Origin of the sequence: Pontibacter virosus, assembly GCF_003096355.1 — a bacterium.
Taxonomy (GTDB): domain Bacteria; phylum Bacteroidota; class Bacteroidia; order Cytophagales; family Hymenobacteraceae; genus Pontibacter; species Pontibacter virosus.
Genome location: NZ_QEKI01000003.1, coordinates 163,307 through 178,023 on the forward strand (window position 1 = coordinate 163,307; position 14,717 = coordinate 178,023).

12 protein-coding genes are annotated in these 14,717 nt (G+C 52.0%); 2 read left to right on the top strand and 10 right to left on the bottom strand.

The window, feature by feature from the left end:
* Nucleotides 1–148 precede the first annotated feature (148 nt).
* The 4 genes from nuoC to C8E01_RS05985 form a co-directional block, all read right to left on the bottom strand.
* The gene (nuoC, locus tag C8E01_RS05970; RefSeq protein ID WP_116542450.1) at nt 149–1,897 is read right to left on the bottom strand and encodes an NADH-quinone oxidoreductase subunit C/D; all 1,749 of its coding nucleotides are present in this window, start codon (nt 1,895–1,897) and stop codon (nt 149–151) included.
* Nucleotides 1,898–2,448: 551 nt separating this feature from the next.
* A complete protein-coding gene (locus C8E01_RS05975) occupies nt 2,449–3,087 on the bottom strand; it encodes an NADH-quinone oxidoreductase subunit B (RefSeq protein ID WP_116542451.1) in 639 nt (212 codons plus the stop codon).
* A 77-nt stretch (nt 3,088–3,164) separates the two neighbouring features.
* Entirely contained in the window at nt 3,165–3,599 is a 435-nt protein-coding gene (locus C8E01_RS05980) for an NADH-quinone oxidoreductase subunit A (RefSeq protein WP_116542452.1), read from the bottom strand.
* Between the two features lie 31 nt (nt 3,600–3,630).
* Nucleotides 3,631–4,068, bottom strand: a complete 438-nt coding sequence (locus C8E01_RS05985) for a CBS domain-containing protein (protein ID WP_116542453.1) — start codon at nt 4,066–4,068, stop codon at nt 3,631–3,633.
* Between the two features lie 315 nt (nt 4,069–4,383).
* On the opposite strand from C8E01_RS05985, the gene ppsA reads away from it, so the two are divergent.
* Complete coding sequence (ppsA, locus tag C8E01_RS05990) at nt 4,384–6,786, top strand: phosphoenolpyruvate synthase (RefSeq protein ID WP_116542454.1); 2,403 nt, start codon at nt 4,384–4,386, stop codon at nt 6,784–6,786.
* A gap of 62 nt (nt 6,787–6,848) precedes the next feature.
* On the opposite strand, the gene C8E01_RS05995 is transcribed toward ppsA, so the two are convergent.
* The 3 genes from C8E01_RS05995 to C8E01_RS06005 form a co-directional block, all read right to left on the bottom strand.
* A complete protein-coding gene (locus C8E01_RS05995) occupies nt 6,849–7,712 on the bottom strand; it encodes a restriction endonuclease (RefSeq protein ID WP_116542455.1) in 864 nt (287 codons plus the stop codon).
* A gap of 78 nt (nt 7,713–7,790) precedes the next feature.
* A complete protein-coding gene (locus C8E01_RS06000) occupies nt 7,791–8,609 on the bottom strand; it encodes a membrane or secreted protein (RefSeq protein ID WP_116542456.1) in 819 nt (272 codons plus the stop codon).
* 72 nt (nt 8,610–8,681) lie between these two features.
* Complete coding sequence (locus C8E01_RS06005) at nt 8,682–9,203, bottom strand: DUF2911 domain-containing protein (RefSeq protein ID WP_165820573.1); 522 nt, start codon at nt 9,201–9,203, stop codon at nt 8,682–8,684.
* 187 nt (nt 9,204–9,390) lie between these two features.
* Here C8E01_RS06005 and C8E01_RS06010 point away from each other — a divergent pair, with 187 nt between their 5' ends.
* The gene (locus C8E01_RS06010) at nt 9,391–10,500 is read left to right on the top strand and encodes a hypothetical protein (RefSeq protein ID WP_243409448.1); all 1,110 of its coding nucleotides are present in this window, start codon (nt 9,391–9,393) and stop codon (nt 10,498–10,500) included.
* 241 nt (nt 10,501–10,741) lie between these two features.
* Here C8E01_RS06010 and C8E01_RS06015 read toward each other — a convergent pair whose 3' ends face one another.
* From C8E01_RS06015 to C8E01_RS06025, 3 genes are read right to left on the bottom strand one after another with little or no spacing between them, the layout of a single operon-like run.
* Nucleotides 10,742–12,394 carry a M1 family metallopeptidase gene (locus tag C8E01_RS06015; protein ID WP_116542457.1) on the bottom strand — a complete coding sequence of 551 codons (1,653 nt, stop codon included), beginning with the start codon at nt 12,392–12,394 and terminating at the stop codon, nt 10,742–10,744.
* 54 nt (nt 12,395–12,448) lie between these two features.
* Entirely contained in the window at nt 12,449–13,714 is a 1,266-nt protein-coding gene (locus tag C8E01_RS06020) for an NAD(P)/FAD-dependent oxidoreductase (protein WP_116542458.1), read from the bottom strand.
* A 1-nt stretch (nt 13,715) separates the two neighbouring features.
* Nucleotides 13,716–14,717 (bottom strand): 4-hydroxyproline epimerase, encoded by a 1,002-nt coding sequence (locus C8E01_RS06025; RefSeq protein WP_116542459.1) that lies wholly within the window; start codon nt 14,715–14,717, stop codon nt 13,716–13,718.

Sequence of the window (14,717 nt, forward strand, 5' to 3'; positions counted from 1 at the left end):
CGATTTTGATAATCCTGTGAATCCTTTAATCCTGTAAATCCTGATTCTGATAAATAAATTGTGCACAATTCGGACAGGTCGCGACCTGTCCCTACAGGTATAACTTTTTATTTTGAATCACTCATTCACTCAATCACTCATTCAAAACTCAGCGATCAATATCTGCCAATACATAATCCATCGCCCCAAGTATGGAGAGCAAATCCGCTACAGTATAGCCGCGGGTGATGTAGGGGAGCATTTGCATGTGCGTGAACGAGGGAGTGCGGATGCGTACCCGGTAAGGGGAAGTATTCCCGTCACTGGTCAAATAGTAGCCGTTGGCTCCTTTGGTCGCTTCGATGCAACTCATGGCTTCGCCCGGCGGTATAACCGGTCCCCAGGTCACGCCTAGAAAGTGCGTAATCAGGGTCTCAATATCGTGCATGGTGTTTTGCTTGACGGGCGGCGTGGTGATGGGATGGTCGGACTTGTAAGGTCCGGCCGGCATGTTCTTCACACACTGTTCGATGATGCGCAGACTCTGGCGCATTTCGGCTACTCGTACCACGGCCCGGTCGTAACAGTCGCCATTGCTGGCGGTAGGTACTTCGAAGTCGAACATTTCGTAGCCGGAGTAAGGGCGCATTTTACGGAAATCCCATTCGAAGCCGCAGGCACGCAGGTTTGGTCCTGTTACGCCCCATTCAATGGCTTCTTCTTTCGTGAAGATGCCGATACCGACGGTGCGGGCTTTGAAGATGCTGTTCTTCATCACCATCGCGTCGTACTCTTTCAGTCGTTTCGGGAAGTAGTCGATGAAGCGCTGCACCAGCTGTTCCCAGCCTTTGGGCAGGTCCTGCGCCACGCCGCCTATGCGGAACCAGTTCGGGTGCATGCGACCGCCGCAAATGCCTTCGATAATGTCGAATATCTTTTCGCGGTCGGTGAACATGTAGAACACCGGTGAGAGCTGCCCCACGTCCTGCGCAAAAGTACCGTACCACACGAGATGACTGGCAATGCGGAAGAGTTCGCACAACATCACCCGGATGTATTTCACCCGCTCCGGCACTTCGATGCCTGCCAGTTTCTCCACGGCCTGCAGGTAGGCGAGGTTATTCATCACACCGCCTAGATAATCCACGCGGTCGGTGTAGGGGATGTAGGTATGCCACGACTGCCGCTCACCCATTTTCTCGGCTCCGCGGTGGTGGAAGCCGATGTCAGGTATAGCGTCCACGATGTCTTCGCCGTCGAGTTGCAGTATGATACGCAGCACGCCGTGCGTACCGGGGTGTTGCGGACCGATGTTGAGGAACATGAAGTCCGTATCATCGCTCTGCTTTGCCAGTCCCCATTCTTCTGGCTTGAACTGGAGGGCCGATTGCTCGAGGTCTATTTTATCGTCATACAACTGGAAAGGACCCATCTCAGTAGCGCGGGCCGGGTGCTCTTTGCGGAGCGGATGGCCTACCCAGGTGCGCGGCATCAGGATGCGGGAGAGGTGCGGATGGCCTTCGAAGCGGATGCCGAACATGTCGTACACCTCACGCTCGTACCAGTTGGCGTTTTGCCAAAGTCCGCTGATGCTCGGGGCTTTCGGAAAATCTTCGCGGAGGCCGGCTTTTAGTCTGATGAAAGTGTTGCGCTCAAAAGAGAAGAGGTGGTAAATGAGTGTGAAGGAGTAAGGTATATGGCCGTTCTCGGGTTTGCGGGTGCGTTCGTCAATGGCCGTCAGGTCGAAGAGGAGGAGGAAGGGCTGCGGTAGGTCGTGCTTGAGGAATTTCAGCACTTCCGGCACATGGTCCACAGGTAGCCAGAGGGTGAGGATGTCATCCTTGTTGGTCTGGGTCTTGAACGTATCTTCGCCGTACCGCGACCGGAGTTGCTCCAGTATGCCGCTGTTGTTATTCATGGGAGGAGGCCGTTAAAATTTGATGTATGCTTAACTCATGTACTCTCTTTCTTTTTATGCTAAGTTTTAACTTATACTTATGTCTGTTTCTTGCTAGCGTAGCGACTGTAGTTGCAGGTTTGGCAACCCGTGCTTTTTCATAGCTGGCTTTTGCCCTGGTCGGGCGGGCCCTACTTTTTTTCTTGATAAAAAAAGTAGGCAAAAAAATCAAGACGCTCCAAACTCGCTGAACGCTCAAACAGTGGAGCGCCGTAAAGTGCACTTGGCTCAGGTAATCTGTTTCATAGCCAGCGTGCAAGTATGTCTTTCAATGCGTGACAGTGGTTCTTAACAAAAGCTTAGAAGCAATACCTTTCAATTAGAAGCGGCCGAAAGTTCCCCTTTGAGGCGGACAGGGGTGTGTCAATCATCTGTGAGAATCCTGTCAATCCTTGAATCCTGCAAATCCTGATTCAGACAGATTATAGCTGTGTACGATTGGACAGGTCGCGACCTGTCCCTACAAAACACCTCCACTTTTTAACTTCCTAACTTTTTACCTTTCTAACTTATTAGAGCTCATCCGGCGACCGAAACTCATTCATCTGGCTCCAGCGTTCTTTCTTGCCCGCTTTCACTTCTATTTTCTCTGGTCTAATAACCCCTTGATCGCCAATCGTCCAACTCAATGGCCGACGCTCTTTTCCAACCCGGTCAGCCAATAGCATCAGGCCCTCCATAAAGGCGTCGGGCCGTGGCGGACAACCGGGAACGTAAACATCCACCGGCAGGAATTTATCGACGCCTTGCACTACACTGTAGATGTCGTACATGCCGCCGGAGTTGGCGCAGGAACCCATCGAGATTACCCATTTCGGTTCCATCATTTGCTCGTGCAAACGCTTGATGATGGGGGCCATTTTAATGAAAACAGTGCCGGCGATGATCATCACGTCGGCCTCCCTGGGAGTACCCCGGATTACCTCGGCACCGAAGCGGGCCACGTCATACTTAGGGGTCATGCTGGTGGCCATTTCTACGAAGCAGCAGCTCAGGCCGAAGTGAAAAGGCCACATCGAGTTCTTGCGGCCCCAGCCGATCAGGTCCTGCAACGTCGTGAGCATGATGCTCTGCTGCACGGTCTCTTCATAAGAACTGGTACCTGTCAGGGCGCTCACTGGCTCATCAGGTTTGCTTAGCCACCATTTCATAGCATAGGGTGTTTCGTTACATTGTTCAGCTCAGGCCTTTTCTGGCGGTCTTTTGTCAATCAGTTTTCTATCGAAACTCAATTGAGACTTGGCGTATTTAGCATGCGTTTATAGGCGGCCAGTATTTTCTTGCCATCCGGACCAAAGTCCAAAGCGCCGTTACGCCACTCGTATACCAGCACCACCACCAACATCACTATAAATATGAGTACACCAAAATAGCCGTACCAGCCCAGTTCAGGGAAAGCAATGGCCCAAGCGAAAATAAAGATGGTCTCGACGTCGAAAATCACGAACATCATGGCCACCATGTAGAACTGGGAGGAGAAACGGATACGGGCACCACCTGCACTCACAATACCGCCTTCATAAGGTTCACCTGTGGCGCGTGCATTTCCGCGCTGGCCGAGTACATACGACAGGCCCAGTATCAGCATTACCAGACTGAGCACAATGGCACCATAGACTACCAGTGGCCACAGCAATGTGGTTGTTTCGGATGTTTCCCGCATGGCTTCTCCTAATAAATGATATCCGGGCTACCTATTCGTGGTGCCCGGTTATATAGTGTTCGAGATCCTCGATAATACACTTTTGTTCGTCCATCATACACTTCACAATGTCCCCGATGGATACTAGTCCGATCAACTCCTGATTCTCGAAAACTGGCAGGTGACGGATGTATTTTTCTGTCATCAGCACCATGCATTTTTCCAGGGTTGTGTCAGGAGTGACGGTGACTGGATGCTCGCTCATGATTTCCTGCACCAAAGTGTCACGGGAAGCTTTGCCTTTCAGAATAACTTTACGGGCATAGTCGCGCTCTGTGAACATGCCGGCAAACTTGCCATGGTCCATCACAATAAGTGCGCCCACGTTCTGCTCTACCATGGTTTCAAGGGCACTGTAAACGGTGCTGGTAGGGGCAACTGAAATTACTTTGTTGCCTTTTTTCTGGAGAATATGCCTGACTGTTCCCATAAAACCTCCTGTATGCTTGTAATATATACTTGAATGTTAGGGTGTTATACGAGTGTAAATCAAAACAGGACAAAGAATTATTTAAATATTACTTAAAAATATTATAAAGCTTAACATTTTATGATAATAGCATCCTCCTTGAGCTGATGTTATAACTAAGAATGAGGTAAAATTTTGCTGCTTATCAACTGGTATTTATATAAGATTTGTTTGCATATAATAAAAACCAAGTACATATGCTTCCGTTATGGAATAGTGAGTGATTTTGTGAATCCACCATTATTTTGTCATACCTTTTTTCCTAATCAGCCCGCTATGGAACCGTTCATCAAGTACTTCAGAGACATTAGCTACAAAGACTTAGGCAAGGTGGGCGGAAAGAATGCTTCGCTTGGAGAAATGTATAATGAACTCAATCCCGGAGGTATACATGTACCTGATGGCTATGCCACTACCTCAGCGGCATACTGGCATTTTCTGGAGCACAATAAGCTGAAGCAACGACTGACTGAGATTTTAGCGGAACTGGACACAAATGATTTTCATAATCTCTCGATAGTCGGGAAGCAGGCGAGGGATCTTATATTGAGTGCCAGCTTTCCAGCGGACATCCGCGATGCGATCAAGGAAGGTTATACCTATCTGAAGTCAGCATACGGAGACGAGGTATCCCTGGCCGTTCGCAGCAGCGCTACCGCCGAGGACCTGCCCACTGCCAGCTTTGCCGGCCAGTTGGAAACCTACCTGAATGTGAGCGGCCTTGACAACCTTTATAAGGCCTGCCACCACAGTTATGCTTCTTTATTCACGGATCGGGCCATCAAGTATCGGGTAGATAATGAATTTGAGCACATGCAGGTGGCACTGTCGGTAGGTATACAGACCATGGTGCGGTCCGACAAGGCAAGTTCCGGCGTGATGTTCACGCTCGATCCGGACACTGGCTTTGAGAATGCCATCGTCATCTCCGGTTCCTGGGGACTGGGCGAGAATGTGGTGCAGGGGGCTGTGAACACCGACGAGTTCGTTGTGTTTAAACCGATGCTCGACAAAGCAAAGCAGCCAATCATTTCACGCAAGCTGGGCAGCAAGGCCAAAACCATGGTATACGCCGAGAAGTCTGAAAATGAATTGCTGAGCCCGACGGACGCCATCGTTAACCTGGACACACCAGTAGAGCGGCAGGAGCAGTTTGTACTGCAGGATGATGAGGTGGTACAACTGGCGAAATGGGGGAAACGGATTGAAGCCCATTACGGGCAGCCGATGGATATTGAGTGGGCCAAAGATGGTCCCAACAATGAGCTGTACATTGTGCAAGCCCGCCCCGAAACGGTGCAGAGTCAGCACAAGAACGAGGCTTTTTTCACAGAGTATACCTTGAAAGAGCAGGGCAAAGTGCTCTGTTCAGGTATAGGTCTGAGTAACCGCATCGTGTCAGGTATAGCCCGTATTCTGCACTCACCCGCCGAGATAGACAAGCTGCAGGAAGGGGAAGTGCTCGTTACCCGCAAAACCGACCCGGACTGGGACCCGATTCTCAAAAAGGCCATCGCCATCATTACGGAACAGGGTGGCCGTACGAGCCATGCCGCCATTGTGGCGCGGGAAGTGGGGGCTGTGGCTGTGCTGGGAACCAACGACGCCACCAAAACCATACAGGATGGCCAGGAAGTGACGGTGTCAACGGCCGGAGGGGAGACAGGCTATGTGTATGAAGGCAAACTGGCGTGGGGCGAGAAGAAAACTGACATGAGCAAACTTGGCAAGCCTAGAACCAAGGCCATGCTGATACTAGGTGACCCGGAACAGGCTTTCAAATATTCTTTTCTGCCGAACGATGGGGTAGGGCTGATGCGGATGGAGTTCATCATTAACAACTCTATCCAAATCCACCCCATGGCGCTTAAGCATTTTGACAAAGTAGAGGACAAGGAGGTACGCGAGAAGATCGAGCAACTCACACACCACTACCCCAACAAAGCAGACTATTTTGTAGACAAACTGGCCGAGGCGACAGCCGTTATTGCTGCGGCGTTCTACCCCAAGGATGTGATCGTGCGGATGAGCGATTTCAAGTCGAACGAGTACGCTAACCTGATAGGCGGTCTTCAGTTTGAGCCCGAGGAGGCCAATCCGATGATCGGACTGCGCGGGGCATCCCGGTACTACCACAAGCTGTACCAGGAAGGCTTTGAGCTGGAATGCCGGGCCATGAAAAAAGTGAGGGAGGAAATGGGCCTGGATAATGTGAAACTGATGATCCCTTTTTGCCGCACCGTTGAGGAAGGGGAGAAAGTGATCTGTCTGATGGCAGATTATGGGTTAAAACGCGGCGAGAACGGCCTGGAGGTATACGTGATGGTAGAGATTCCGAGCAACGCCCTACTGGCCGAGGAGTTTGCAGCGCATTTCGACGGCTTTTCCATCGGCTCCAACGACCTGACACAGCTCACCCTGGGGGCCGACCGCGACTCGGGTTTACTCAGCGATATCTTTTCGCCCTTCGACCAGGCCGTGCAGCAGCTGATTGTAATGACTTTGCAGAAGGCCAAGAAGACGAGCACCAAAGTGGGCCTTTGCGGTCAGGCACCAAGTGACTACCCTGCCTATGCTTCTTTTCTGGTAGAGCACGGCATCGACAGCATTTCCTTTAACCCGGATGCTTTTTTCAGAGGGCTGGAGAATATGCTGGATGCTGAAAAACAGAAGAAGTAACCACGCTTCCATTCTGCGATTCTAGTAAAGTCAAGCTACCAGGCTTTCAGGTTAAAGCGCCATTATGTTCTGCTAAACGAACCGTTGCAAAGTTCCTCCACCTCTTTCATGACACGTTTGGCCCGGTCATCGCGCAGGCCGACCTGGTGCAAAAGCTCTTCGTGGTGCAGCAATTCGCTGCATAGCACAACTTTCAGGTCCAGCAAGCGCTGCTTTTCCGAATTGGAAAGGGTCGTGAGGCAGGTGAGCGGGTATAAGTGGAAAGAGTCCACCATGTCTTTGATGCCGCCTTTTTGCGGGTAATCCCAACCAATCAGCTTCATTTGCATGCAGGAGGCAAACCGCATGGCATCGTCGGTGAAACGGGTGTTCGTCATCACCCATACTTCGTGAAACCGTATTTCAAACTCATGCTCAGATGGCCATACCTTCTCCACGTCTTTGAAACGGGAGCGTATGTACATCGGTATTTTTACATCAGACTTGTTACGATGCAGGTTGTGGTACTTGCACTCGATCATCACCCGCTTGCCATCCTTCAAGGCGATCACGTCAATCTCGTGGCGCACGCAGTGGCCGTCTATGAAAACCCCGATTTCTGTCGTATAACCCTGCGCCCGCAGAATCTCGGCCACAAACTTCTCAAAAGGAAAGCCTGACGGACCCAGTTGCATGATGCCCTGCTTTAAGCTGTAGCGGGCCGCAGCTGTGCTGGAGATTCGTTTGAGGATGGCAAAGGCCTTGCGGTAGATTTTTTTAGTGGATATGCCGGGGGTGAGTTCGGGTTCCAGTTGGCGGATGACCTCGTTGGCCTGTTGTTCGTCTGCTCCGGATTTGAGGAGGGAGAGCCTGAGTTTGCCCACTGAGAAAAGTACCTTCTCGCCGGAGGCTTTTGTGACGACCAGGTGGTCCAGTGTGTCCTTCATGTTGGGTGATGGTTTAGGGAATCATTTTCAGGAAGGTATGGCAGACTTTTAATTTATACCTACCATACCCTGCTGAACTTAATCTTTTGAGATGCGGGACCAGATCTCGTTTACGGTTGCGCCCGTGCTGCTTTGACCGGTGTGGTGCCAGTTGCCGTCTTTCACCTCAAAGTTAAAGGAGAGCGACATCCCCACACGGCTGCTGTCGCGTGAAAAGAATTCGATGTTTTCGGTATACTGGCCATTTTCGGCAGTGTAAGTGCCCCCGCCTGTACCGGAAAACTGACCTGTCTCGGAATTGAAGGCAATCCACTGGAAGCGGGTGGCGGAGAGCACTTTCAGCGTCTTGCGCGGACCGGGGCGCATGGTGTTCATCTGGCCGTCGCGCTCGCGACCCGTGATGCGCCAGGTTCCTGCCAATGGGGAAGTACTGTCGCTTTCGTTGATGCGGCTCCAGGTATCAGTCACGCCATCTCTGCTCATCGTCCACTGGTTGCCTTCCAGTTTGTAATCTGTCGTACTCGTTGTGCCTACCTGGGTGGAGTCCAGGGTGTTGAACTCGTATCTGATCTGAAACTTTCCGTTAGAGGCGGTATACGTGCCACCAGTCGTGCCCAGAAACTGCTTGTTTTGCTGGTTGAACCGGGCAATCGTAAAGAAGCCATCCTGTACAATCATCACCACTTCGTTTCCCTGTCCGTCTGTTGTTCGCCAGGCGCCTTCCAGTTCAGCGGCGTGCTGCCTGGTATTGTTAGTTGAAGCCTGTGCACTAGTAGTAGCACCGGTGCTGGAGGTAGCTGTTTGGTCAGGCTGAGAAGAGGTGTTTGCGCCTGCGCAGCCCATCAGGAACAGAAGCCCAAAACAGGCGACAGCAGTGTTTTTCAGTAGTTTTATCATGGATGCATCATGTTATAGGTTTGACATAAAAAAGCCGCGCTATACCAGGTATAGGCGGCTTTCGGAATAAGGTTACTTTATCTTAATGGGCAGCTCCAGGTTTTCCCAGCGCATCAGGATGCCGTTGCGGGCCACATGGTAGCTGAGTCGCTCACACATTTTGCTGGTGTTGCGCGGCTTTACACTTACACGAAGCGCATCCTGCCGCTCGTCATACTCAGTACCCCACTGGCCGGTGGCTTTGTTGAAGATCACGGTCCAGTTAGTCTCGTTCGGTATGGTATAGATGCTGTACTTGCCTTTGGCCAGGTGGCGGCCTTCGATCTGTACATCCTGGCTGAACTCGATCGTCGTGGCCTCGTTGGCTCCTGCACGCCAGACCTTGCCGTATGGTACCAGCTCGCCCCAGATCTTACGGTTCTTAACTGCCGGACTGCTGTATTCAATGGTTACAAGGGCATCTCCAATCTTGCCGGAGACAGTGGCCGGTGGACTCGGTCGGTTACTCTTGTTGCCGTTCTGAGCCATTGTTAGCAAAGGTGCCAGCAGCAGCAGGAACGATAGTATAGGACGAATATAAACGGAAGTTTTCATAAAGGGATAATAGAAATACCAGTTTGATTAAGCTAAGATAGTTAAAAGTATAGACTGGTTTGCAAAAAAATAGTTTAATACAGCCGTCGAGTTTATGACACAAGGCCCTTTAGGTTTTGACTGAACGAAAGCAGCCCGGGCCGCTGTTACAGGTATAGCTTCGGTCAAAAAAGCCCTGTTTCAGATCATGCATTTCATTTCAAAAAAACTTTATACCACCTCAGTTGGGTTGCTTTTGTTGCTGGCATTCTTTTACGCAAAGGCTGCAGGTATAGCCAATAACGTAGAGCCGCTTGTACTGCGTGCCGAGAAGCTGCCCTTTACTCCGAAAGAGTTTTACGTGGCTGATATAATCGACGATCGCAGCGACCGCAAAGCTGTTGCATACCTGCTGCCGGTTGGCGGTGCTGGTAAGGCACAAGCCGTCGATCTGCAGGGCGGTGCCCCTACGGCGTTGCGCACTTTCATCCAAAAAAGCCTGCCCGCAAATAAAACTTTGCGGCCAGTCATTATCCGGCTGAAAGAGTTGCAGGTAAAGGAAACACCTACCGCGGCGGGTCGTGTAGCGGGAAATATATCGGTGATCATGTCCTTTGAAATGGAGCGGGAAGGGGAGATGGTGCCGCTGTTGCAGTACAAGGGTGGCGGACGCTACGAAAGGTCAGCGTCTAGAAACGAAGTAACAGAGCCCGCTATGCGCCAGTCGATTGTAGAGGCCCTGCGTTACCTCAACACCTGGATGGACCGTGAGGCAAATACCAACCCCAGGCTGGCCAAAGGTATAAAAGTGAGCTTTACTGATTATACTGCCCCCGCTGACCAGGACACTGTTTTCTACGACCCGAACAGGCCGCTTAGCTGGAATGATTTTAGAGCGGATATCAACAAGACGAGCCGCTTTTCCGCCACCGTGTTTCCAAGTTTTGCTTACGAAGGTCAGACGGAAGTGCGCGACGGCATCATTCACCTGAATCTGAACATGATGGTATACGTGCTCAAGAGTTCCTCCTGGGTAAAGGAAAATGCCAAGGACCCTTACGGTCTCAACCACGAGCAACGGCACTTTGACATTGTGAAATTAGTGTCGGAGCGCTTCAAACAAAAAATAAAGCCGGAAGACCTGTCGCTGGCAGATTACAACAGCAACATCCAGTATCTCTTCATCGAGTCGTTCCGCGAAATGAACCAGTTGCAGGAACAGTACGATTCCGAAACACGGCACGGCCTCGACAAAGCCGCACAGGATAGCTGGAACCAACGGCTTGACAAAGAGCTAAAAGTAATGGGAGTGAAGTGAGTTTAGGAGTTTGAGGGTTTAGGAGTTTGCAACGCTACGACATTTTGCATTTCATTTTCCTTGATGTTTGCTCCCTGCTTGGGTTAGTTCAAAGTAAGTGGCTGTTGACGCTAAGTTGGAGAGCTACCGTTATATAAACAGAAGGCCTGGCAGATAATACTGCCAGGCCTTCTGTTTTACATGCTTAGAAACTTTTGAATTGTTGACTCTCCAGCTCCTTGACTCCTAAACCCTCAAACTCCTAAACTTCCTTCCCGTCCTGCACATAGAAGTTGGGGTCGATGGTGAGTTTGGTGCCGGCTTTCACTTTTTTGATCTCTTTCCAGTCAGTCGTTGGCTCGAGCCACTGCTCTACGCCGTTCAGGTATACCTTCACCGGCATATCAAACCCCCCCACGGCGTTCGTCCAGCGGTAGCTTAATTTTTTCTTTTCCAGGCGGTACTCCAGTGCAGGTATGCGGGTGTCGCGCAGGTACTGGTCGAAGAAGCGGCTCAGGTCACGTCCGGCATGTTTAGACATGTAGTTTTCGATCTGCTCGGTTGTCACGGTCTGGTGATAGAAATCGCGGTTGAGTCCGCGCAGGATGCCGCGCCATTTTTCGTCGTCGTTTACCACCTGGCGCAGAGTATGCAGCATGTTGGCACCTTTCGGGTACATATCGCCTGAGCCGCTTTTGTTTACGTTGTAGTGGCCAATGATCGGGCGGTCGTTGCGAATGTTCTGGCGAATACCGATCATGTACTCGCTGCCCGCCTGCTTGCCGTAATGGTACTCCACAAACAAAGGCTCTGAGTACGTGGTAAAGCTTTCGTGAATCCACATGTCTGCCACATCTTTGTAAGTGATGTTGTTGGCGAACCATTCGTGACCTGTTTCGTGGATGATGATGTAGTCAAACTTCAAACCCCAACCGGAGCCGCTCAAATCGCGACCGCGGTAACCGTTCGCATAGCCATTGCCATAGGTCACGGAGCTCTGGTGCTCCATACCCAGATAGGGCGCCTCTACGAGTTTGTAGCTGTCCTCGTAAAAAGGGTAGGGGCCAAACCAGTGCTCAAAGGCATCCAGCGTCCGTCGCACGTCCTTGAACTGCACCTTCGCCTTTTCCAGGTTGTCGCGCAGCACCCAATAGTCGCAGTCCAATACACCTTTCTCGCCCTGGTACTTCTCCCCGAAATGCACATAGTCGCCAATGTTAATGTTCACGCCATAGTTGTTGATCGGGTTGGTCACGGCCCAATGAAAAGTGCGGGTGCCATCCGGGTTTTCATCTACACCACGCAATCGACCGTTCGACACGTCCGTCAGGTTTTTCGGAACTGTTACGCTCATCAGCATACTGTCGGGTTCGTCGTACATGTGGTCTTTGCAGGGCCACCACAGACTCGCACCGGCTCCCTGGTTGGAGCTTGCCACAAAGGGATTACCGCGCTCGTCACGCTTCCAGGTAATGCCGCCGCTCCAGGGTGGGTTTTTGCTTACCTGTGGCTTGCCGCCGTAGAATACCTCTACCTCGTTTTGAGCTCCTTTCTGTTGTGCCTCTACCAGTTGCACAAAATACGCATTGCCTTCCTGTCGCACATTCAGCTGCTTGCCGTTTTGCAGCACCCGCTCCATGCGCATCGGTGGCTGCAGGTCGATCTGCATGATCTGGTAAGGCTCCAGCACTTGGTAGCGGATGGTGTTCTTGCCGTGGATGCTGCTGTCGGCAGGGTTCACACTAATGTCGAGGTGGTAGTAGGTCAGGTCCCACCAGGCACGTTCGGGCGTAATGGTGCCGCGCAGGGTGTCTTGCCGGGTGAAGTTCTGCGTCTGAGCCGATGCATTGCCCAGTGTGAGCAAGGCCATCGCAGCCGGAAGTGCGAACTTCAGAGGTAGGGCAAAATTTTTCATAGGTTTTAGTTTTAACTGATCATTAAAGATAGCTAATTTTTGTAATTCGAGCGTCTATCTTATCAGCTGGTAACTGACCCGAGTATACCTGTCTGGTGAAAAGGCATCGCTCAGCACGCTCTCTTTTTTATGTAGCAACTGCTCTGCCAGCAGCTTGCCGGTAGCCGGTGCCAGACTAACACCCATCATGCTATGGCCAGTGCCGAAAAGCACATTGTTCCAGCGCTGGGTATAGCCAATGTAGGGCAAACCATCTGGAGAGCAGGGGCGGAGTCCGCTCCAGACTGCCTCTTTCTTTGGCAGCGGGCATTCAAAATTAGTATAGTAGCGCCCGATGGAGGCGTGTATGCCCTGTACCCGCTTCATGTTGATGTGCCGGTTGGCTGGCGTAATTTCCATGGTGCCGCCAAAACGCACTTTGTCTCCGTACGGTGTCACAGCCACCCGTTCTTCCGTCAGGATGGTCGGGCGCTGAATGGCGGGAGTATTGTCCACTACAAAACTATAGCCTTTGCCACCCAGCATCGGCAGGTTGAGCTGCAGTTTGCGGGCTACCTCTCCTGACCACGAACCGGCACAAACGATGAGGTGGTCTGCAGCGATGTCGCCTTTGTCTGTTACAACGGCCGTGACGCGCCGTCCGGCAGTGGCAAAATCAAGCACCTCCAGATGCGATACCATAGATACTCCTTTGTCGAGCAGGAGGCGGTGCAGACAGGCTGAGAGCGCGGCCGGGTTCAGGTGCGCATCGCCTGGAAAGAGCACACCTCCCAGCACATCGAGCTCCAGGTTCGGCTCCAGTCCCTGTACTTCCTGCGGAGAAAGTATCTCTGCCTCCAGTCCATGCTGCCGGGCCAGCAAGGCAAATTCCTTTTCTTCATGCGCACCCTCCGGTGTTTTGTACAGCATCAGCAATCCGTCCTGTTTCAGGTCTATTTCCGGATGCGCTGCGGCGAACTCCAGGTATAGACTTTTGCTGAGCAGACTCAGGTTCTTGAGGTAGGGGATGCTTTGGACCACATGTTGCGGCGTGGCAGCTCTGTAGAAATGCATACACCACTGCAGCAGCCTACGGTCCAGCCGTGGATGGATGTAGAAGGGACTGGTGGACGAGAGCATCCAGCGGAGTCCTTTGCTGATGATGCCCGGTGAGGCTAGCGGAATGATGTGGCTGGGCACGAGCATACCCGCATTGCCGATACTGCAGTTGTCCCGCAGGTCGCCTTTGTCGATGATCGTGACACTGAAACCTTCTTCGGTCAGGTACCAGGCGGTAAACATCCCGATAATGCCGCCCCCAACGATGACTACTTTGCTCATATCAGATTACCTGAAAACCGTGTACATAGGGATCCTCGTCATCCAGGAAGATCGTGTTTAAGCCAGTGACCATCGCCCAGCCTTCTATACCTGGCAGAATAGCCGGCTTCCCGGCCACAGTGGTTTCACCCTCTATCGTACCCCTGAAAATGGAGCCGATGTAGCTTTCGTGGATGAACTCCTGCCCCGGCTTGAGCAAGCCCTTTGCGTACCACTGCGCCATGCGGGCCGAGGTGCCGGTGCCACAGGGTGAACGGTCGATGGCCTTGTCGCCGTAAAACACCGCATTGCGTGCCGTTGAAGTAGGAGCCAGGGGTTCACCTGCCCAGAGGATGTGGGATAGACCGCGGATGGTGTCGTTTTCGGGGTGCACGAAAGTATAGCGCTCGTTCATGCGCTTGCGTATCTCACGGCTCCAGGCAATCAGTTTGTCGGCTGTGAAGTCCTGTATACCTGCGAAGTTTTTCTGCGGATCGATGATACCGTAGAAGTTACCGCCATAGGCTACGTCCAACGTGAGTTCGCCCAGCTCCGTGCATTCTACCGTCAGGTTCTCTGTTTCCAGGTATGAGGCCACGTTTGTGAGCTTCACTGTTTTCACTTTTTTGCCTTCCTGGGTATAACTCACCTTCACTAGTCCGGCCGGAGTTTCGAGCCGCAGCTGTCCGGGTGTTTTGGGAGTGATCAGGCCTTCCTCCAACGCGATGGTGACGGTGCCGATGGTACCGTGTCCGCACATGGGCAGGCAACCGCTGGTCTCAATGTAGAGCACCCCAATGTCGTTTGCAGGGTCGTGCGGTGGGTATAGGATGCTGCCCGACATCATGTCGTGGCCACGGGGTTCAAACATCAGGCCCTGCCTGATCCAATCATAGTCGCGCAGAAAATGCTGGCGCTTTTCGCTCATGTTGCTGCCCTGAAGTATAGGGCCACCGCCTGCCACCAGCCGAACCGGGTTGCCGCAGGTATGGGCGTCGATGCAAAAGAAGGTTTTTCGTGCCAT